Source organism: Priestia sp. SRI_019 (genome assembly GCF_057586255.1).
In genome coordinates this window covers 327,962-348,631 of the sequence record NZ_JBYCZN010000003.1, presented here as the reverse complement: position 1 = coordinate 348,631, position 20,670 = coordinate 327,962, and the positions used below count along the sequence as shown (strand labels likewise).

19 protein-coding genes and 1 riboswitch are annotated in these 20,670 nt (G+C 37.8%); of the genes, 4 read left to right on the top strand and 15 right to left on the bottom strand.

Annotation, left to right across the window (positions count from 1 at the left end):
* Positions 1–8 precede the first annotated feature (8 nt).
* The 6 genes from AC2YJL_RS20045 to treP form a co-directional block, all read right to left on the bottom strand.
* On the bottom strand, positions 9–764 hold the full coding sequence (locus tag AC2YJL_RS20045; RefSeq protein WP_251567269.1) for a LamB/YcsF family protein: 756 nt from the start codon (positions 762–764) through the stop codon (positions 9–11).
* A gap of 12 nt (positions 765–776) precedes the next feature.
* Positions 777–1,775: a 5-oxoprolinase subunit C family protein gene (locus tag AC2YJL_RS20040; RefSeq protein ID WP_251567265.1), complete on the bottom strand. Its 999-nt coding sequence runs from the start codon at positions 1,773–1,775 to the stop codon at positions 777–779.
* Complete coding sequence (gene pxpB, locus AC2YJL_RS20035) at positions 1,765–2,487, bottom strand: 5-oxoprolinase subunit PxpB (protein ID WP_230931884.1); 723 nt, start codon at positions 2,485–2,487, stop codon at positions 1,765–1,767. Before pxpB ends, AC2YJL_RS20040 begins: the two co-directional genes overlap by 11 nt.
* A gap of 349 nt (positions 2,488–2,836) precedes the next feature.
* Positions 2,837–3,553 (bottom strand): trehalose operon repressor, encoded by a 717-nt coding sequence (gene treR / locus AC2YJL_RS20030; RefSeq protein WP_042992290.1) that lies wholly within the window; start codon positions 3,551–3,553, stop codon positions 2,837–2,839.
* A gap of 88 nt (positions 3,554–3,641) precedes the next feature.
* Entirely contained in the window at positions 3,642–5,327 is a 1,686-nt protein-coding gene (treC, locus tag AC2YJL_RS20025; protein WP_251567262.1) for an alpha,alpha-phosphotrehalase, read from the bottom strand.
* Between the two features lie 15 nt (positions 5,328–5,342).
* Complete coding sequence (gene treP / locus AC2YJL_RS20020; protein WP_251567259.1) at positions 5,343–6,806, bottom strand: PTS system trehalose-specific EIIBC component; 1,464 nt, start codon at positions 6,804–6,806, stop codon at positions 5,343–5,345.
* Positions 6,807–7,004: 198 nt separating this feature from the next.
* Between treP and AC2YJL_RS20015 the strand changes: the two genes are divergently transcribed.
* Both AC2YJL_RS20015 and AC2YJL_RS20010 read left to right on the top strand, forming a co-directional pair.
* Positions 7,005–7,178, top strand: coding sequence for a YvzF family protein (locus AC2YJL_RS20015; RefSeq protein WP_116742250.1), 174 nt, complete (start codon positions 7,005–7,007; stop codon positions 7,176–7,178).
* Between the two features lie 117 nt (positions 7,179–7,295).
* A complete protein-coding gene (locus tag AC2YJL_RS20010) occupies positions 7,296–7,847 on the top strand; it encodes a shikimate kinase (protein WP_025749688.1) in 552 nt (183 codons plus the stop codon).
* A gap of 74 nt (positions 7,848–7,921) precedes the next feature.
* On the opposite strand, the gene AC2YJL_RS20005 is transcribed toward AC2YJL_RS20010, so the two are convergent.
* From AC2YJL_RS20005 to AC2YJL_RS19995, 3 genes are all read right to left on the bottom strand, one after another.
* Positions 7,922–9,247: an NCS2 family permease gene (locus AC2YJL_RS20005; protein ID WP_028407655.1), complete on the bottom strand. Its 1,326-nt coding sequence runs from the start codon at positions 9,245–9,247 to the stop codon at positions 7,922–7,924.
* A gap of 331 nt (positions 9,248–9,578) precedes the next feature.
* Positions 9,579–9,713: a hypothetical protein gene (locus tag AC2YJL_RS20000; protein ID WP_285852682.1), complete on the bottom strand. Its 135-nt coding sequence runs from the start codon at positions 9,711–9,713 to the stop codon at positions 9,579–9,581.
* 142 nt (positions 9,714–9,855) lie between these two features.
* Entirely contained in the window at positions 9,856–11,199 is a 1,344-nt protein-coding gene (locus tag AC2YJL_RS19995; RefSeq protein ID WP_230931881.1) for a 5'-deoxyadenosine deaminase, read from the bottom strand.
* A 524-nt stretch (positions 11,200–11,723) separates the two neighbouring features.
* On the opposite strand from AC2YJL_RS19995, the gene AC2YJL_RS19990 reads away from it, so the two are divergent.
* Both AC2YJL_RS19990 and AC2YJL_RS19985 read left to right on the top strand, forming a co-directional pair.
* Complete coding sequence (locus AC2YJL_RS19990; RefSeq protein WP_230931880.1) at positions 11,724–12,293, top strand: YkoF family thiamine/hydroxymethylpyrimidine-binding protein; 570 nt, start codon at positions 11,724–11,726, stop codon at positions 12,291–12,293.
* 53 nt (positions 12,294–12,346) lie between these two features.
* Complete coding sequence (locus tag AC2YJL_RS19985; protein WP_195695230.1) at positions 12,347–12,976, top strand: hypothetical protein; 630 nt, start codon at positions 12,347–12,349, stop codon at positions 12,974–12,976.
* Positions 12,977–13,219: 243 nt separating this feature from the next.
* Positions 13,220–13,319: riboswitch (SAM riboswitch) on the bottom strand.
* Between the two features lie 169 nt (positions 13,320–13,488).
* Here the strand turns inward: AC2YJL_RS19985 and AC2YJL_RS19980 are convergent.
* From AC2YJL_RS19980 to AC2YJL_RS19955, 6 genes are all read right to left on the bottom strand, one after another.
* Positions 13,489–14,808: an aspartate aminotransferase family protein gene (locus AC2YJL_RS19980; RefSeq protein ID WP_251567256.1), complete on the bottom strand. Its 1,320-nt coding sequence runs from the start codon at positions 14,806–14,808 to the stop codon at positions 13,489–13,491.
* Positions 14,809–15,167: 359 nt separating this feature from the next.
* Complete coding sequence (locus tag AC2YJL_RS19975) at positions 15,168–15,755, bottom strand: histidine phosphatase family protein (protein ID WP_195695232.1); 588 nt, start codon at positions 15,753–15,755, stop codon at positions 15,168–15,170.
* 12 nt (positions 15,756–15,767) lie between these two features.
* A complete protein-coding gene (locus AC2YJL_RS19970) occupies positions 15,768–16,574 on the bottom strand; it encodes an alpha/beta fold hydrolase (protein ID WP_230931876.1) in 807 nt (268 codons plus the stop codon).
* Between the two features lie 36 nt (positions 16,575–16,610).
* Positions 16,611–16,985 carry a DnaJ family domain-containing protein gene (locus AC2YJL_RS19965; protein WP_251567253.1) on the bottom strand — a complete coding sequence of 125 codons (375 nt, stop codon included), beginning with the start codon at positions 16,983–16,985 and terminating at the stop codon, positions 16,611–16,613.
* 453 nt (positions 16,986–17,438) lie between these two features.
* Positions 17,439–20,312: an ATP-binding protein gene (locus tag AC2YJL_RS19960; RefSeq protein WP_251567251.1), complete on the bottom strand. Its 2,874-nt coding sequence runs from the start codon at positions 20,310–20,312 to the stop codon at positions 17,439–17,441.
* On the bottom strand, positions 20,302–20,670 hold the full coding sequence (locus tag AC2YJL_RS19955; protein ID WP_028412195.1) for a response regulator transcription factor: 369 nt from the start codon (positions 20,668–20,670) through the stop codon (positions 20,302–20,304). Before AC2YJL_RS19955 ends, AC2YJL_RS19960 begins: the two co-directional genes overlap by 11 nt.

Here is a 20,670-nt window from a genome sequence, read left to right as displayed (position 1 = left end):
ATGTCACCTCATTGTGGTTGAATAATAATTTGTTCTTCTTTTAGCTTGTCACAAATAGCTTTGGCAAATTCAACAGCATGTGCACCGTCTCCATGAATACAAACGGTATCTGCTTGAATGGAAATCTCTTCATTTTGCACAGTAAATACTTTCTTTTCTTTGACCATTTTAATTACTTGAGAAATAGCCGTTTCTTCATCTTGAATCACGGCGTTTTCAACGTTTCTCGGCGTCAGCATGCCGTTCTGTTGATAGGTTCGATCTGCAAATACTTCCTGAGACGTACGCAATCCCATTTCGTTTCCAGCTTTAATCAATTCACTTCCAGCCAAACCATATAGAATAGCTTCCTCACCAACATTATAAACAGCCTCAGCAATAGCTTTAGCTATGTCTCGATTCCCTGCAGCCATATTATATAAAGCACCATGAGGTTTCACATGATGAAGGGTCCCTCCTTCTGCACATATAAAAGCTGAAAGAGCCCCCATTTGATACACCATTAAATCATAAGCTTCTCGAGGCGTAATTTTCATATATCTACGTCCAAATCCAGCTAAATCTTGCAATCCGGGGTGCGCGCCAATCGCCACATTTTCACTCAAAGCCAGCTTTACTGTTTCTCTCATAACCGAAGGATCTCCGGCATGAAAGCCGCAGGCAATATTTGCTGACGTTACATAGCGTAAAATTTCTTTATCATTTCCTAATCTATAGTTCCCAAAGCTCTCTCCTAAGTCACAGTTCAAATCAACAGTAGCCATCTTCTTCTCTCCTTATATTTTCATTCGAAGTGCTCTTTTAATATGATTTATTTTCTTTTCCTGCTCCATATATAAATGCTGCGCTTCATCCAGTGAAATTGCTTGAAAAGAAACCTTTTTCCCTGGAGAAATTTGCGCAAGCGCTGAAAAATCTGCAGTTGCTACCTGTCCGATTCTAGGATATCCTCCTGTGGTTTGATGATCTGCTAATAAAACAATGGGCTGTCCTTCTTTTGGTACTTGAATCGTACCGAACGTCACAGCGCTAGAGAGCAGCTCTTTTTCTTGACCAAGGACTAGTTTCTTCCCTTTTAGCCTATAGCCCATGCGGTCAGATTGAGGGGTAACGTCAAATTCTTGATTAAAGAAATGTTGTTGACTTTCTTTTGTAAACCAATCAAATTCCGCACCCTTCATCGTGCGGATAATAGGCGTCTCGTATGAAGGAATAAGTTTAGGATGAATCGTCCAAAAAGCCTGCTGAAAAGAGCGGTCCGTTTGCTTTTTCACCAGTTTTTTTATAATTGCTTCCCCTGTTTCTGTAGGAGGATGGCTTAATACTTCGTCTCCTGACTGTAATGCTTTACCATGCAGCCCGCCTATCCGAGCGCGAAGTGAAGTAGATGTACTTCCCATAACTGCTGGAACATTAAAAGCACCGGAAACCGATAAATAAGAACGGCACCCTAAAGTCGGAACACCAAACTGTAGCACGCTCCCTTTTTTCACATATAAAGGCCGCCACATCTTTACAGCTTCACCATTAACAGTTGGCGATAAATCCCCTCCTGTCAGGGCAATCAAAGCATCTTGCTGAAATTCAATTTTTGGTCCCATTAACGTAATTTCAATAACCGGCTGATTTTCTTGATTTCCTACTAATAAGTTAGCAATCCTTAAAGCAACTTTGTCCATTGCCCCGCTGACAATCATGCCGTCCTTTTGATATCCATGTCTGCCGATATCTTGAATCGTTGTTAATAAACCGGGACGTATCACTTTAATACTCATCTTCATCCACCTCCTTTTGGGCTTCATATTCCGTTTCAGAAATGGAAACAAATCGGATACGATCACCTGCTTGAAGCAAGCTTGGCGAATCTTTTTTTGGGTTAAATAGTGTAAGAGGAGTACGCCCGATTAACTGCCATCCTCCAGGTGTCTCAATTGGGTACACGCCGGTTTGCATTCCTGCAATGCCAACTGACCCTTTTGGTATGCTGCTTCTCGGTGATTCTTTTCTTGGAGTCGCAATTTCTTCGCTCATCCCTCCCAAGTAAGGAAAACCAGGAGCAAAACCTATCATATACACCAAATATTCTCCACTCGTATGAATGGAGATAACTTCATCAGGCGTTAAGGAATGAAAAGCAGCTACTTTCTCTAAATCCGGTCCGTACTTTCCTCCGTAGCACACCGGAATGTCAATTTGTCTAGCGACCGCTTCAGATTTTTCTTCCTGATGGGAAAGCAGTTCTTCAATATATGTAGATATTGCTGTGTAAGGATTTCTTCTTCCTTTTTCACTCATTATCCAAGGATCATAATAGATTGTAACTGTTGTAAAAGCCGGCACATATTCAATCATTCCCTTACATAATGATTGCTCTAGTACCTGAGTAAACTGCTGAATGCGTTTATGTATGCCAAAATTAATTTCGTCTCCAAATGAAACGACAATGCCGCTGTCACCAAGAGGATAAAGTCGATAATCGTTACTCATTCCGTCTCCTCCTTTTTTACTTAGTATTGTTTGAGCAGCTCTCTTTAATGCTGTAGATAAATACCTTTATTAGAATTACTAATGAAATTATCATTTTCAAATAACAATTTCTTATATATCTAATAAAAAAAAGAACACTAAACCCCTATTCTGTATGAATAACATTATACAAATATAAAATAATTTTATGTTCTACTAAAACAAATTCTAAAGAAAAATTCAACCTTTTTAAAATTTTATCGTCAAAAGGATGATGCTTTTTCAATTTTTTACATAAAAAAACTGCTTTGTTTCTTATACCAAAGCAGTTTTTTGTGTAAGTATCTATACATTCATAGGGAGTAGAACATTATACACCTCTGCGAGCAAAATCTACAAAACGGAATTTATCAAGACGATGACGTGATTCCGTATATTGAAAAAGGCTTGCATCTTCTAGATACACATAGTTTCTTACTACCACAATATGTTCATAGTCTTTCAAATCTAAGTAACATTTATCTTCGTCCGTCAGCTCGTCAACGGAAATTTCTTTTTTAGCAAAGCTGATTTTTAGCCCAAGATCTTTTTCTAAGTATTCATAAATAGAGCCTTTACATATGTCTTTTGTGAGGTGAGGAACATACTTTTTATGAAAAAAATCTTTATCTAAAATAATTTTTTCTCCATCGATTTCACGTGCTCGAATTACTTTCCATATGAGATCTTTTTTTGTCACCCCAAGCTGTGTGCACAGATCTTGATCGGCCTTGACTAATTCAAATTCTTCTACAATAGTAGTCGATGTATGTCCTAGCTTTTCCGCCACTTCTTTGAAGCTAACAAGTCCTGATACTGGAAAATCAAAGCGTGATACGTCTAATACAAAAGAACCTTTTCCTTTCATTTTTTGAATGTATCCATTTTGTGAAAGTAAATTTAACGCTTTCCGTATCGTTTCACGAGACGTTTGATACTGTTCAACAAGCTCATTTTCAGAAGGAAGTTTTGTATTAGGACGCCAGTCACCACGTTTAATTTTATCGACTAACTGTTCGTAAATGCTGATAAATTTATTTTCTTTCAATTGCCATCACCTATTTTACTTTCTATATATACCCAATTGTATAAAAAGAACGATAGATTGTCACCCATCGTTCTTTTTACTTTTTTCTCTATTTTTTTAAATGATACACGATTGATTCATACGGCCGAAGTAAGACTCGCTTGAATTCCTTTGATGAATCTTCGTAGTTAGACAGCAATATTTCACTATGATATCCTTCAAAAGTTATATCTTCTGGCAGTTCAAAAATCGTCTCGCTGCCGTAGAAATTATTTATCACGAGCAGCTTTTCGTCTGCTCCATTTCGGATATAAGCGAAAATCTGCTCGTCTTCTCCAAGAATCAATTCATAGTTTCCATAGGTGATAATCTCGTACTGCTTGCGTAGTGCAATAAGCTTTTGATAAAAGTAAAAAATCGAATCTTTATCATCTAGTGCTTTTTCCACATTAATTTCACGGTAGTTATCAGCCGGATTAATCCACGGCTTTCCTTTTGTAAAACCTGCACTTGGCTCATCGCTCCATTGCACCGGTGTACGGGAATTGTCTCTTGATTTATGTTTTAAAATCTCCAAAATTTCAGTTTCGTCCATTCCTTGTGCACGTTTTATCTCATACACATTTAATGACTCCACATCTCTATATTCATCAATAGAGGAAAATTTCGGGTTTGTCATACCTATTTCTTCCCCTTGATAAATATAAGGTGTTCCCTGCATCAGATGAATTGTTGCAGCGAGCATTTTAGCAGATTTATTATGATAGAGTTCATCGTTTCCATAGCGTGAAACAACGCGAGGCTGATCATGGTTGCACCAAAATAGTGCATTCCAGCCCCCTCCTTTATTCATTTCGGTTTGCCAAGTTGATAAAATCTCTTTTAATTTAATAAAATCAAAATCTGCTAGCGCCCACTTTTCTCCGTTTGGGTAATCGACTTTCAAATGATGAAAATTAAACGTCATGCTAAGCTCGCCCCGGTCCGGATGAGAATATTGAATACAGTGGTCAACAGTTGTCGACGACATTTCCCCAACGGTCATGCTATCGTATTTTGAAAAAACTTCTTGATTCATTTCTCGCATATATTCGTGAACGCGAGGACCGTCGGTATAAAATTTCCGTCCATCTCCTGACGCGATAGAACCATCATCATCTAAAAAGCGCTGATCTTTTGAAATTAAGTTAATAACGTCCAGACGAAATCCATCTACTCCTTTTTCAAACCAAAACGTCATCATATCGTATACGCTGCGGCGCACACGCTCATTTTCCCAGTTCAAATCCGCTTGCGTGACATCAAACAAATGCAGATACGATTGTTCTGTCAGCTTATCATGCTCCCACGCCGAACCTCCAAATTTTGAAACCCAATTCGTCGGAGCACTTCCATCTTCTTTTTGATCTTTCCAAATATAAAAATCTCTGTACGGGTTATCTTTCGATTTTTTAGCTTCTTGAAACCATTCATGTTCAGTTGACGTATGATTAACGACAATATCCATGATGATTTTAAGATCCCGCTTATGCGCTTCTGTTATTAAACGATCGAAGTCCTCCATTGTTCCGTATTCTTCTTGAATAACAAAATAATCACTTATATCATATCCATTATCCCGCTGCGGCGATTTATAAATTGGCGTTAGCCACACTACGTCTACGCCAAGCTTTTTCAAATAATCTAGCTTTTCAATAATCCCAGCTATATCACCCACGCCGTTGCCGGTCGTATCGTAAAAGCTTTTAGGATAAATTTGATAGACAACCGATTTTTTCCACCAAGGTTCTTGCATTTTTAACACCACCATTTAATTCTTTGAATTATGTTGAAACGATTCTGTAGCCGCGACAGTTGATGTAACGGTTGATTTTTTCTGAAGCTTTCCAAGCGTTAACGTTAAAAGAAACGGCACCACAATTACGATGATCATTCCAATAATAAAAGCTGACCAGCTCTGTGGAACAATTGATAACGGAGCAGGGATACCACCGATTCCCACCGATGCTGCTTTTACTCCCGCAACGGATATGACGACACCAGCAATAGCAGAACCAATCACTGCAGAAATAAAAGCAAATCTAAAGCGTAGATTTACACCAAACATTGCAGGCTCCGTAATACCAAGCCACGCTGAAATCCCTGACGTTAAAGACAATCCTTTTAATTTCTCATCATTTTTTGAAAGAATCATTATCGCAAAAGCCGCAGAGCCTTGTGCAATATTCGATAATGCTACCATTGGCCATAAAAACGTACTTCCCACGCTTCCAATCAGCTGTAAATCTACGGCTAAAAATGTATGGTGCATGCCTGTAATAACAAGAGGAGCATATAAGCCTCCGTACACAAGCCCTCCAATAAATGGAGCCGTTTTAAACAGCCATACAACTGCACCTGTAATAACATTTCCTATTGCAAATGTAATTGGACCAATCACAATAAAAGCGAGAAACCCTGTGACTAAAAGAGCTACAGGCGCTACAATCAAAAGTTGAAAACCATCCGGTATTCGTTTTCGTAAAAACAATTCGATTTTTGCCAAGACGAATGAAGCAGCTAATACAGGTAAAACCTGTCCTTGATAGCCGACTTTCTCAACATGCAGGCCAAATAAATTCCACGTATCGATGCTTCCTTTTTTTAATGCTTCTCCGTAAGACCATGCATTTAGCAAATCAGGGTGTACGAGCATGAGCCCAAGGACAATTCCAAATAAAGGGCTTCCTCCAAAACGCGTAACAGCTGACCACCCAATAAGAGCTGGCAAAAAGGCAAAAGCCGTATTCGCAATTAAATTAATCATGCTTGCGAAGTCTTTCCACTGTGTATGAACATCTACGATTGATTTATCATCGTAAAAAATTCCGGCTCCTGTTAGTACATTATTGATTCCCATCAATAAACCCGCGGTTACGATGGCCGGTAAAATAGGAATGAAAATATCAGCTAATGTTTTTATTGCGCGCTGCAGCGGATTTAAGTTTTTAGCCGCTTCGTTTTTCACTTCTTCTTTAGATAGTTCGCCTATACCTGTAAGCGTCACCATTTCTTTATATACTTTATCCACCGTGCCTTGACCAATAACAACTTGAAACTGGCCGTTTGTAGAAAAAGATCCTTTTACTAATTCGTGCTCATCTAGCATACGTTGATTGACTTTACCTTCATCTTTTAAAACAAGTCGAAGACGCGTTACACAATGCGTTGCAGCAGAGATATTTTCTTTTCCGCCAACGGCTTCTACAATGCGCTCAACAGATTCTCGATTCATGTCTTTTCCCCCTTGTTTCCGCTTTCATTTTATTCCTGTATTTCCTATCCCCCATATAAATCTCACCGCAAACCTGTATATACAAGTTTTATGTTTTTATTCTAACCTGTATATACAGGTTCGTCAACAAAAATAAAATTACTTCTTTTTCATTTCATGATATAGTCAAAAAGCAAAGTATATGGAAGGAGACGTTACATGCTGCAAGTAAGATTAATGGGAACACAAGAAGAAATTAATGAAGCAATCAAACAATTTGAACAGAACTACCATATAGAACATCAGTCAAAAGAATATACGCGAAGCGCTAATCCAAAATATGAGCGCAAAAAAGATACTCGTGTTTATCTTTCAATGCACCCTAAAAAATAATTTCCGATTTATTTCAGAGAAGAATAGTAGCTTTTACAAACTAAAGGATTTATATTATAATTTCAGTATTTACTATAACATCCGATTTGTATTTAAAAATCAGAAAGAGGCTTAAAAATGGCATATAACGACATATCTCTTAGAGAGAAAAGTATTGTATTTATCGGCTTTATGGGGGTAGGAAAAACAACTATTGGAGAAATGGTTGCCAAAAAATTGTATAGAGATTTTGTTGATATAGATCAAGAAATCGAAAGAGAATTTAATATGCCTACTTCTCAGATTTTTAAAGAGCACGGTGAAACTTTCTTCAGACAAAAAGAAAAAGAAGTAATAAATCGACTTTCACAGCAGCGTTTAAAAATCATTTCTTTAGGGGGAGGCGCTTTTTTACAAGAAGAAATTCAAGAGATTTGTTTATCTAACTGCATCGTATTCTTTTTAGATTTATCTTGGGATTCTTGGAAAGAACGCATTAGTTTAATTATTGATAGCCGCCCTGTTTTACAAGGAAGAAGCTTAGAAGATATTGAAAAGCTATTTTACGATCGTCAAGCTATCTATTCCAATCACCATTCGAAAGTTGAAACTGATAATTTAGATATTGAAGAAGTAGCTAACTATATCGTTGATTCATTAAAAACAGCTTGGGACATTTATCAACCTTAATGAAATAAAAATTCGTTCCCTTAAAAAGCCTTTACAAAAAAAGACGTAGCTTAATGCTACGTCTTTTTTCATCCCTAATGCGAACTCATATAAAAATTGATAAAAAAGGCAATGGTGATTACATACATCATCCAATGAATTTCGCGACGGCGTCCTGTAAACAGTTTAATCGCTGTGTATGAAATGAAGCCGAATGCTAAACCTTCTGCAATGCTGTAGGTTAACGGCATCATGACAATTGTTAAGAAAGCGGGAACAACTTCGGTAAAGTCGTCGAAGTTAACGTTTCGAATGTCACTTAGCATAAGCGAACCAATAATAATGAGTGCTGGAGCAGTAGCAACGCTTGGGATAAATTGAATGAGCGGTGCAAAAAACAAGGTAAATATAAATAAGATGGCAACCGTTAATGCCTTTAAGCCGGTACGCCCTCCTTCTGCAATACCTGTTGCATTTTCAATATACGTATTTAACGCAGTGCTTCCAAAAATAGCACTCGCCATTGTACCGATTGAATCCGCTGCAAGCGCGCGATTTAAACCTGGAATTTTACCGTTTTTATCTACTAAGTTTGCTTTTTTAGATAGTCCAATCAATGTCGCTAGCGTATCAAATAATTCTACGATGGTGAAAGAAAATACAACTGAAAAAATGCCGTAGGCAACTGCGCCCTTTAAATCCATTTGAAAAAATGTTTCTCCAACGCTTGGCGGCGTAGCGGAAAAGACGTCTTTCAGGGAATGAGGAACCGCTTGTACTCCTACAATCATCGCTAATATTGTCGTAGCAAAAATACTTATAATGAGAGCGCCTTTTACATTTTTAGCCATCAGTACAGCTGCTAATATCAGCCCAAAAATAGCCAGTAAGGGACCTTTATCCATGACATTTCCAAGCCCTACAAAAGTAGACTCGTTTGCCACAACTAATCCAGCGTTTTTCAAACCGATAAACGCAACAAAAAGACCAATTCCAACTGCTATGGAAGACTTTAATACGTTCGGAATGGCATCAATAATCTTTCCGCGTATTCCTGTTACCGTTAAAACAAAAAATAAGACCCCGGATATAAAAACTGCTCCAAGTGCCGTTTGCCATGACAATCCTTGCCCTAATACTACTGAATACGTAAAAAACGCATTTAAACCCATCCCTGGACCGGTTACAATCGGGAAATTTGCCCATAGGGCCATCAGTAACGTACTAAATACAATGGCATAAATGGTAGCTGCAAGAGCCGCTTCTCGGGGGATACCCGCGTCAGACATGATAATGGGATTGACAATTACCATATAACTGACCGTCATAAAAGTTGTAAGTCCTGCTAGTATTTCTTGTTTTGGTGTTGTGTTGCGCTCTGATAGTTTAAACAAGCGCTCTAATATTCCGTTACGCTCCAACACGCGCGCCTCCCTACTTCTAAAAAAAATAAAAAATCCTACCTATTCAAATGTCCTAAAAAAGACACGATTTAGGAGGATTTTACGTTGCAAAGTAAAATCTTTTGTCCTATTATAGTCTTAATTTGTAGATATGCAAAGGCAGAAAACGCTATCATTATAAAAATTTTTATCTTCCGTTAGTTTGGAATTTTGAAAATTTATTTCTCTTATCTTTTTAGTCTGTTGCAAGAGTGCTCTTTTTACTCATTTATACAAAAAAGAGATTGAGACATAACTAAATCAATCCATTCTCAAGACAAATAAATGGAATAAACAATCTAGGCTGCTATTACACCGCTGTTAATTTCCGTACAAGGCTTCGCTTTCCGCGGGCGGCCGATGAGCCTCCTCGTTGCTTGCGCTCCTGCGGGGCCTCATCCCTTCCGCTTTTCCCGCAGGAGTCTACGCCTTGTCCTCCAATCAACAGCTAGAAGCAACTAACCAGATGAAACCTACGTTCACCTTGACAACAAAAAACTCGAATTAGTAATCAATACTCTGATTACTAATTCGAGTTTTACTTTTGTTAAAATACTTTTATTCCAGCCTCTTCTTTGTTTTACATCTTATGAAATCAAAAGTGGAATTCTTTTTAAAAGACGATCAATCGAATGATTTGCTTCTTTCAGCACAATTCCTTGGTCAATGGTTTTTAACACTCGATTTTCCATCACAATTTCTCCATCAACCATCGTTAGTTCTACATCTCCTCGCGTTGCCGAATACACCACTCTGGAAATGGGGTCTACGCCGTAAGACGGAAAGGTATGAAGCTGATTTAAATTTAAAATAGCAAGATCTGCTTTTTTCCCGACCTCTAAACTTCCAATTTCTTTTTCAAGCCCGACTGCTTTCGCTCCGCCGATTGTAGCCATTTCTAGCACGTGCTTTGCATTCATGGCCGTTGGTCCGTGCGAGGGTTTATGAATCGTAGCGGCCAGCCTCATTTCGTTGAACATATCCAAATTATTATTACAAGGAGCACCGTCAGCCCCAAGACTTAAAAATACACCTTGCTCTAATAAACCGGGCACATCTGCGATTCCCGATGCAAGTTTTAAGTTTGAGCCTGGGCAATGACTAACTTTTACTCCTTGATTTTTAATAATTTGCTTTTCTTGATCATTTAGCCACACACAGTGCGCTAAAATAAGGCGTTCATTGGCTAATCCTAAATGATCTAAGTACATGATATTTCTCATACCCGTTTCAGCTTCTACGATGCGAATTTCTTCTTGATTCTCAGAAGCATGAGTATGTACATGAACATTATATGCATCTGATAAATGGCTTACTTCACGCAGCAAATCTTCCGTACACGACAGCACAAATCTTGGGGAGAATGCGTATCGAATACGGCCGTTATTTGAATTATGCCATTTTTCAAGCAGCTCTACACTTTCTTTGATCGAGTCAGCCGTTGTCTCCTGCAGAGCTTTTGGCAGATCATCGCCTTTTTTATCCATCATTACTTTTCCTGCAAGAGCTCGGATTCCACTTTGAGATATAGCTTGAAAAGCAGAGTCCGTATGATGAACAGTTTCCATATCTACAATTGTTGTAGTCCCGCTTTGAATGAGTTCGCCGATCCCTAACAGGGCTGAATAATAGATAGATTCTTCATCATGTGAAGCTTCAAGCGGCCATATTTTCTTCTTTAGCCAGTCTAACAGCTCTAAATCATCTGCTTGCCCTCTAAAAAGCGTTTGACATAAATGAATATGAGTATGTATAAAGCCCGGCACAATCGTTTTATTTGCTGCGTCAATGACTTTATCTACCTTTTCCGGATGCAGGTTTTTCCCGATGGCTGCAATACGATTTCCAACAATATAAAGGTCACCGTAAATAATATCATTCTTCTCATTCATCGTAATAATCTCTGCATTTTTAATTAATGTGTGCGTCATACCTTCTTTCCCCTCTTTCGTAACATCTATCTATTTCTAGCTCAAGCCGAACACTAACATCTTCAAGCAATCTTTCTTACACTGATCTTATATATATATATGATGTATGCTCTGAGTTGAATAAGTGTAGGTAACCTCATGCGCGATAGAGAGTTTGGGTAAAAAAAATTCCTAGCTGATTATACAGCTAGGAGGTTGGATTTATGATAAAATCCCAAGTCCCTTTTTCAAGAGGTTATACGAAATCGCAGGAGAATAATGTGATCTTGTATTTATAATATGGTGTTTTCAGTCTATATACCAGCTTTTTGTCAGAAGTTCTAACATTGTTTTTTTATCCTTTTTCGTTATGTGACTTTTCTTAACACCCTTATTTTTCATGTTATGCAATTTATTTTCGTTTCTTCTATGTAATATTTCCTAAAAATAAAGAATCTATCTTCTGTTTCTATACAAAACAGAAAAGTTATTTTATGATTTGTATGATTAAAAAACTACAAATCTATATTTTAGGGGTGATTAACTTGGAAAAAATAAATGTTGGCTGTCGTTTTACGCTTTCTGTTATGAGTGATAACTTTATCGATATTATTTTAGGCGCACTAAACGAAGTGGATATGTCTAAAGTTCAGCGAAAAACGGACCGTGTTAGTACGTTTATTGAAGGAACTGCAAAAGACGTATTTGAAGTTGTGCAAGCCGTTTATAAAAGTGCTGGAAAATCAGGAAAGCATATTGTGCTGAATGCCACGTTTTCAACAGGGCAGCACGAAGAATATTTCGAAGAAAGAAAAATAAAACAAAAAGAAAACATGTCTTCAAACCAACAGCTTTGTGCTTCGTTCCCTGTATCCACTCAATTCTCTTTGTATCCATTAGATACGCCGCATTATGTAGACATCATCAAAAGCGGAATTGGCGCAGTTAAACAACAGGGAGTATTTGCCGAAACCGTGCCTTTTGCAACAGCTTTAGAAGGAGATGTAGACAAAGTATTCGCTTCTCTATACGAATGTTTTATGAAATCTGTACAGCAAGCTCGTGTCGTGATGACAGTTAATATGTCAGCACACAGTCCTTCTTCAAAACGATAAATTACTTCTTATCTATTTATAAAGATAGAATACTAGAAAGGATTTATATAAATATGGCTACAAAAAGAACGTTTTTTTCTTTTTTTCTGATAAGTGCATTATTATGTCTATTGGTCGTTCCAAACTCTGTTGTGGCTAGCGAAAAACCTGCACATTTAACGGTTGCTTCTTACACGCAGTTCTTGAAAGCGCAAAGTGATAAAAGTTCACTGTATGAATTTTCAAAACTGTCGCGTCAGCAAAAACAAAAAGTTGTACAATCACTAAAGGATCCATCTCTGTTCAAAATGGATATTGAAGAGACCAGCGGCACGGTCGAAGCTGCAAGTACAGCAGCATACGGAGCAAGAACGGCTTCACCTTTATTCAAAACAGCAGCGTATACGGCTTCTTATAAAGCGGCTGGATTTACAACAACAAAACTAACGGTGTATGTAGACTATTACACGAAAAACTCATCGGTGACTTCAGTCAAAAGTGTACGAGGCGTCGTCACGAAAAATGTAAACCCCCTTGTGTCTATTTCAAAAAAGAGTTCAAAATCTTGGGTGCAAAATAATCGAGCGTACGGGCGAATTGACTGGCAGTGGAAAATTGCAGCTAAAAATGCCGGAATTAAAAGACAAACTGCTTACGGTACAGCTTCCGGCGCTTCAGGCGGATCAACAGCTATAGTTAATTGATAAAGAGGAATAAATAATGAAAAAAATGATGTGGTGGATTGTTGGTATTACAATTGGAGTACTTTTACTAGGAATTCTGGTAGGTTATTTATCATTTTACAGCATATAAAAACAGCAGGTAATTTCACCTGCTGTTTTTTATCTAAATGTCATCTTCTTGTCATAAAATTAAAACCTCCACTTACAGTGTCTAAGTGCCTGTAAGAAGAGGTTGGGATCACAATTGTTAGTAAACCTGGTCTCTTCTCATCTTTCAAGCACTGCTTGTGGGAGTTAGCACGGTTCTATAAAGTCCGTTGCCGAGGTTTCAAAGGGCCTATCCCTCCACCTCTCTTGATAAGAAGTTTGTCGAATTTTGTTGATAATTGTTGATAAGATAAATATTATGTTACATGCTGCACAAACAGATGTCAACTACTTTTCAGAAAATTGTTTTCCCTCTAAAACTATGATATCGCTACCATTACTATGACAACTAGGTTACAAATATATAAATTTTTTATATTTTTTTATCACGCTTTTACAGCTGACTTTTTCTCAAAAGAAGTAATAGCCTCATCTAGCATACGAATGCCGGCATCTATCTGTTCTTTTGTTACAGTAAGCGGAGGTACCATACGAATAACTTCACTTGCATTTCCGCAAAAATAAAATAATACACCTTTTTCTAAAGCTAAGTCCAGAATCTCAAATAAGGCGTCTCCATCGCCTTCTCCCGTATCCGGATTAACAATTTCAATTCCAATCATAAGTCCTAAACCACGTATATCCCCAATAACTGAATGTTTGTCCTTTAAAAGATACAGCTTTTCTAACGCATAAGCGCCCATTTTTCTTGTGTTATCCAGCAGTTGTTCTTCTTTCATCACTTGAAGAGTTGCAAGGGCTGCTGAACATCCAATAGGATTTCCTCCAAATGTCGTACTATGTGTGCCAAGGGGCCACTGCTTCATTAATTCTTGAGAAGCTACCGTTGCACTAAGCGGAATTCCAGAAGCAATTCCTTTTGCTATAGCCATAATATCTGGTACAACATCAAACGTTTGTCCAGCAAACCATTCACCGGTACGGCCAAATCCTGTTTGCACTTCATCAAAAATAAGTAATATTCCGTGACGATCACAAATCTCTCTCAACTTCTTCATCCAACTTTTCGGAGGAATAATATAGCCGCCTTCTCCTAATACTGGTTCCAAAATAACGGCCGCCACTTCTTCAGGCGTGACTTGGTGCTTAAAGAGTACTTCAAAATCTTTTTCAAGCTTTTCAGTAAAGTACACATCGCTGTCTAGCTCCGCAGGGCACTCTTTTGGATTGGCATATGGAATTTGATACGTCAGTCCCGAAGGCTGCTGAAATTGTCTATATTTGCTTTTCGATGTTGTAACACTTAAAGCTCCCATCGATCGCCCATGAAAACACCCTAAAAAAGAAATAACATACGGACGCTTTGTGACATGTCTCGCTAATTTCAAGGCTCCTTCAATTGCTTCGGTTCCACTATTTCCAAAGAAAAAGCAGTCTAGATTGCCCGGCGTTACTTTTCCTAACTCATCGGCTAACTTTAATATCGATTCGTACATAATAACACCTGAAGGACCGTGCAATAATTGATCTGCTCCGTCTTTGATTGCTTTTACTACTTTCGGATGTCTGTGTCCTACATTTGTCGTAGCGATTCCGGAAGTAAAATCGAGATATTCTTTACCATCCAATCCATAATAATAGCATCCTTCTTCTTTCACAACGGGCAGATTCGGATGGTCTTTAGCCATCGTCGGTGCTAGCAATTCAGGCATTCTTTCAAATAAGTGACTCCAATCTTTTGACATACTACATCCTCCTTGAAATTATACAAATCAATTAATCTTATTCCGAAATATAGTTACTTATTAAACAATATTAGGAAATTCAGTTATACTAAACGCTTTAATAGAATAGTAATAAAACTTATTTTACTATGCATTTTTATTAAAATCAATTGTATAAATATTTATATATAAAATTAATATGCGGGGTCTCATCCCTTCCCCTTTTCCCGCAGGAGTCTTCATCTTGTCCTTCAATCAACAGCTAGAAGTACTCACATATATGAAACCTACGTTCACCATCACCATAAAAAATCCGAACGATTAATCGTTCGGATTTTCCCTCAACTAAAATATTACTGCCACAGTCTCTTTAAGTATATTTATTCAAGATGTTTGGCATCATTGATCGTTTCAAGACGCCATTTTCCACTTTCATAAGCAAAAGTTGTAATCGATGTATTTTGTAAAATAGTAGTCCCTGTTCCTTGTTCTCCGCTTGTTACATGATGAATGAATGTATTAATTGCCGCTCCGTGACTAACAACTGCTACTTTCTTTCCGATAGACTTCTTCATAATTTCCGTTAACCGCCGAACCATCCGTTCTTGAGCCGCTTCGAGTGTTTCGATATTATATAAAGGTTTTTCTCCCCAATTTGTCGCATAGTTTGGCACAAGCTCATGCAGAACTTCTACGTTTTTTGATTCTAGTTCTCCAAAAGAGCGCTCACGCAGCTGCTCACAAACCTCGACTTTCTCTACCTTAGCAGCTGCTGCAATTTCCCTAGCCGTCTCCTGCGCACGAAGCAAATCGCTTGTATAGATTACATCAATATGGATATCTCGAAAACGTTCCGCTACGCGTTTAGCTTGTTGCTTTCCCGCTTCGTTGAGCGGAATATCAGCATGCCCTTGAATAAGTTTGTTTTTATTCCAATCTGTTTGGCCGTGTCTAATTAAGTAAAGCATCGTAATCCCCCTTTAATCCCGTTTTAAAAATTGATAGACAGCTTTATCAACCTCTGAGCTTTCATGTAAATCCGAATGTGCTTCATGAAACGTTTGGAGATGAATGTGTTCGGTGAACTCTTGCAGTCCGTACGCACTTTCTACTGTTACCACTCCATCTGTCTTATCTCCCACATCTCCTGCTCCTGAAAAAACGTCGATTTCTTTTGAGAAATCTTGACGACTTTCGTACAGCTTGTTTAATGCCATAGAGTGAAAAGCTAAATCACGAGCACCCATAGATTCAATATGATTGCGTGCATGAGGATACATCTCCATTAATTCCTGATAATCTAATCCTTGAATTGGCGATCCTAACGTAACTAACTTTTGAATATATCGAGGGTTAGACAAACTAACAGCTGCTGCTGTTACTCCTCCCATACTATGTCCAACTAAATCAACAGAAGATGCTTTATATGTATCACGTACATCTTGCATAATAGCTTCAATCCATTTTTGCTGCTGTGCAATACTGGCATCTGGCTGTTTAAAGACGATATGAATAAGCGGAAGTTTTCCCTCTTTTGCTTTCATAATATGCTTCCACTGAATAGCTCCATCTTTTTGAACAACGCAGTAAGCTACTTTAGTTCCCCATCCGTTTTGTTCAAATCGTTTAATCATTTTCCCTAAGCTTTTTTGACTACCTAAATAGCCATGAATAAATAAAACCGGCACATTTTTCGATTGGGCACCTCGTTTTATTTGTGGGGCAAAAATATAAAAACAAAGCGAAATAAATAGTATGATACTAATCAATAAAATTAACAGCCGCAAGTTCTCACCCTCCGATCGTCTTGACCATTACACTCATTAATAAAAAAATTTGGAGTAAATTTTATTCTGATACGTCCTGTAAGCTGCAGAACTTGTCATCTTTTTCTTGTCAACGAGCTGCTCAAAGCGCAAGCGCTTTTCCGTAAGCATCTCTGTTAGCCTTTGTTCTTCATTAGCATCCGTGCATATAGAAATCAATTCTTCTATTGTAGCCATATCTCGTTTCAGCTCTTTTTCATCCGTTATCATGTTTGCATTTTTTAATATCCTATACGCTTGGCGCAGTTCTTCAGGTATGTGTGACAAATCTTCTAACTTTAATGGTTTTCCTTCCCCAGGCAGCTTATCAAAGTCACCGTCTTTTATTGCTTGTCTAATTCTTTCTTCAGCAATTATATACGCAATATCCAAGGAAAGACCTCCTTTAAGCAAATATAAAATTCAATCTTACCTTCTATATAAAAGATGTATAAAAAACACAGCTTTTATAACCGTATTTTTTATTATACTATGATTATAAAAATTGAACTACCTTCACTTCTGGGATAGACTATCCTCCCTTTGCGAAATGATTTCCAGAGCTTCACTCCTTTCATTATCAAACTTTCTTGAGCAGTTTCTTAACTAGCTGAACTTCAATAAACGATTCTGCATCAGGTTTTGTTATCTTATCTTACTATATTTATACAAAAAAGCCTCCTTACGCATGTAAGGAGGTGGAAAAAGGTAATTCTAAGGTCATCATGTTATGCCTACTTACTATAAAACCACAATTTGATAGCGTTTTCAACATTTTTTATTACTTTACTAATTTTCTTTTCGTTTAATGAGACTCCGTAAATATAGCGAAGCCTCACCAAATTTCTACTCTTCTTTATCTGATGGAATCATAATTTCTCCTTCATGCTCTTGTTTTTTCAAAAGCAGCTGTAGAATCGTTTTGGATAATTTACTAGGCTGATAAGGTTTAATCAGAAACTCACACACTCCAAGCTCTAACCCTTTGCTTCTTTCGTCTAAAGCAGATGAGATTAAGATAGGAATTTTTTCTGTCTCTGTATTTTCTTTGAGCTGTCTTAAAACATCCCAGCCGTCTAACTTATTTTCTCCTAGCATAATATCTAGAACAACCACTTCAGGCTTTTGCTGATGAATAGAGTTTAATGCGTCTTCTCCGTTGTTAAAATACCGAACATGAAAACCGCTTTCTTTTAATTCTACCTGTAAAAGCGTCGCTAAACTTTTATCATCTTCTACAATCACTACGCTTTTACGGTTATCATTTGTGCTTATCATCTCTTCGTCGTACTGAACTTCATATAGAAGAGGCAGAACAACCGTGAATGTTGTTCCTTTTTTCCATTCCGATTGTACAGTAATGTCTCCGCCATGAGCTTTTACAATTTCTTTTACAATTGCTAACCCTAGACCCGTGCCGCCAATTTTGCGCATATCGGAGTTATCTACTCTGTAGAATTTGGTAAACAATTGACCTAGCGCTTCACTTGGTATACCAATTCCTTCATCTTGAATATCAATATAAACAGCGTGTTCCTTTTGATATACTTTAACTGTAACATTCCCTCCATCGGGCGAATATTTCACTGCATTGCTAATTACATTATTAAACAACTGCAGCAGCTTATCTTTATCTCCCATTACTGTAAAATGCTCTTGATCAGAAATCATATCAAATTCATGCTTATTTGTTTGTATTTTCTGGACCTCAATCACCTGCTTAATAAGCGGCAGAATGTCTTGATACTTTTTATCGTAGGTTTGTTTCCCCGCTTCCATTCTTTGGACGTCCAGAAAATCGTTGATTAAAGACGTTAACCGCTGTGCTTCCTGATAAATAGTAGTTAAATACTTCTTCTGTCGTTCTTCTTTTAATGTTTTATTTAGCATAAGCTCAGTGAACCCTAATACGCTTGCTAAAGGTGTACGCAGCTCGTGACTCACAGTGCTTACAAATTCCGACTTCATCTGATCAACTTCAAATTCTTTCGTAATATCACGATGAACGAACAATACGCCAAACATCTGACGGTTTCGATACACGTATTCGCTATAAACTTTTATAACTTTTCGCTTACCATCCGTGTGCAGGTAATAAACAAAAGACTTTTCTACTTGCTCTCCCTTACAAATGGCTTCAACGTATTGTCTCAGCTGCTGTATATTTTCGACTTTTTGAGAGAGAGCATCTATCCATTGATCGAGAGAAAGCTGAAGAAGGCCGCTTTGATGCTCATATTGAAACAATTCGCTAATCTTCGTATTCACTTGTAGAATCGTACCGCTTGTATCTACAAGCTGCATTCCTTCTTGAATCGAATTTAAAATATCTTGAGATAGCAATCGGTCATGCTCGGACTCTTCGTAAATATAAATTTTTTCAAGAGCAATCGTGATTTGTTTGGCCAGTATTTCAAATGTCTGTAATTCATGTTCTGTGTATTCATCCGCGTAGCGGCTGTAAAACATATAGGCTAGCATATCTCCCTGTGAAGACAGTACCGGTACGATAATATCATACAAATAAAACGTTTGCTGATGATATAGGCGCTCATGTTCTATACACTCTCTTTTTACTACCATACATTTTTTCGTCTTTTGCACATGATCAACGTAATTATTATGAAGATTTGCCACCATCTGTTGAACACTTGCTGAAGATAGACCAAATGAAGCATGTGTCTTTTCATCGGTTAGCATAATAAAACCGTGATCAGCTTTCATCACCCGGCTCATGTTTGTGACAGCACTCGTGAGAACTTCTTGCTTGTGAAGAGAATTTGTTAGTCCATGCACAAATAAATTGCGCAATTCCAACTCTCCTTCTCGTTCCTTTGTTAATTCTAATGCGTGCTGAAGTTCATCTTGCTGACTGTGCAACTCATCTTGCTGTGCAATCAGCTCCTCATTTTGAGCCGTTAACTCCTGTTCATTATTTTGCAAAGTCGATACCATTTTGTAAAAGGCTTGAGATAGCATACCGATTTCATCTCTTCTATGTTCATCAAATGTTATAGGCATTTCTTTTCCAGCAGCAATTTCGCTTGCCGTATATGCTAGCTGACTCAGTGGCTTTACAAACTTATTTAGCAATACCCGTGTAAGCAATAGTAAAATGACCACTGTAAACGCTAAAAATAAAATAAAGAACGTTTGACTTTTCTGCATGTCACTCGACGTGTCATCGTACTGTGTATTTAAGTCTTTAGTTAATTCATTTTGGTAGTCATCAAGTTCTTTTTGCATTTGTTCTATTGATTTAGAAGCAGCCTTCCGCTCAGGGCTAGAGCGGACTCCTTCAATACCTTTTTTGTCGTAAATATTTTTAAAATAAGGAAGCGTTTGATTAAAATACGTGTTTAGCATAACCGTCGCTTCATTTATAAACGTACGTTCACGTCTATCTGCGGCTAGACCTGAAAGTCGATCAAGGTTTTCTTCGATAATTTTTTGCTGACTTGCAGCCTCGTTATACATATCCTCTGAATCAAACGCAACAAACCCACGAGCCTGCAAAAAAGCCTTGTTCATTGATTTATCAATTGTAGATAGCAGCTGTGCCTTTTCCCGTACTTGTGCCCTGTACTGGGCATAATCAGCTGTAATTTCTTTTTGCCGTACAACAAGTACAGTTGAACCCGCCGCAAAAGCAAGTAAAAGGATACTTGCTAAGAGGATGAACTGGGTTGAGATACTTTTTCGTTTTAGTTTATTGTTCATCTAAAATTTCCTCGACACGTTCGGCTAGCAATAGTGGACTAAACGGTTTAGACATAAAATACGCAGCCCCTGCTTCTAACACTCGGCTTTGATCAGCAGCTTGATTCTTAGCTGAAAGCATCAATACTTTTGTATGGCGCTTATCTTTCATTTCTTTCAGCTGCTGAATGACTTCAAGCCCGGTGAACACGGGCATCATATAATCCAAAATAATTAAGTCAAAATCACGTTCTTTGATAAATTCCAAAGCTTCTTCGCCATTTTCTGCTTCCGTCACCTCATGTCCTTCATCTTCAAGCGTATCTACCACTAACATACGAAGCACTTCTTCATCTTCCGCTAATAAAATTTTTGCCAT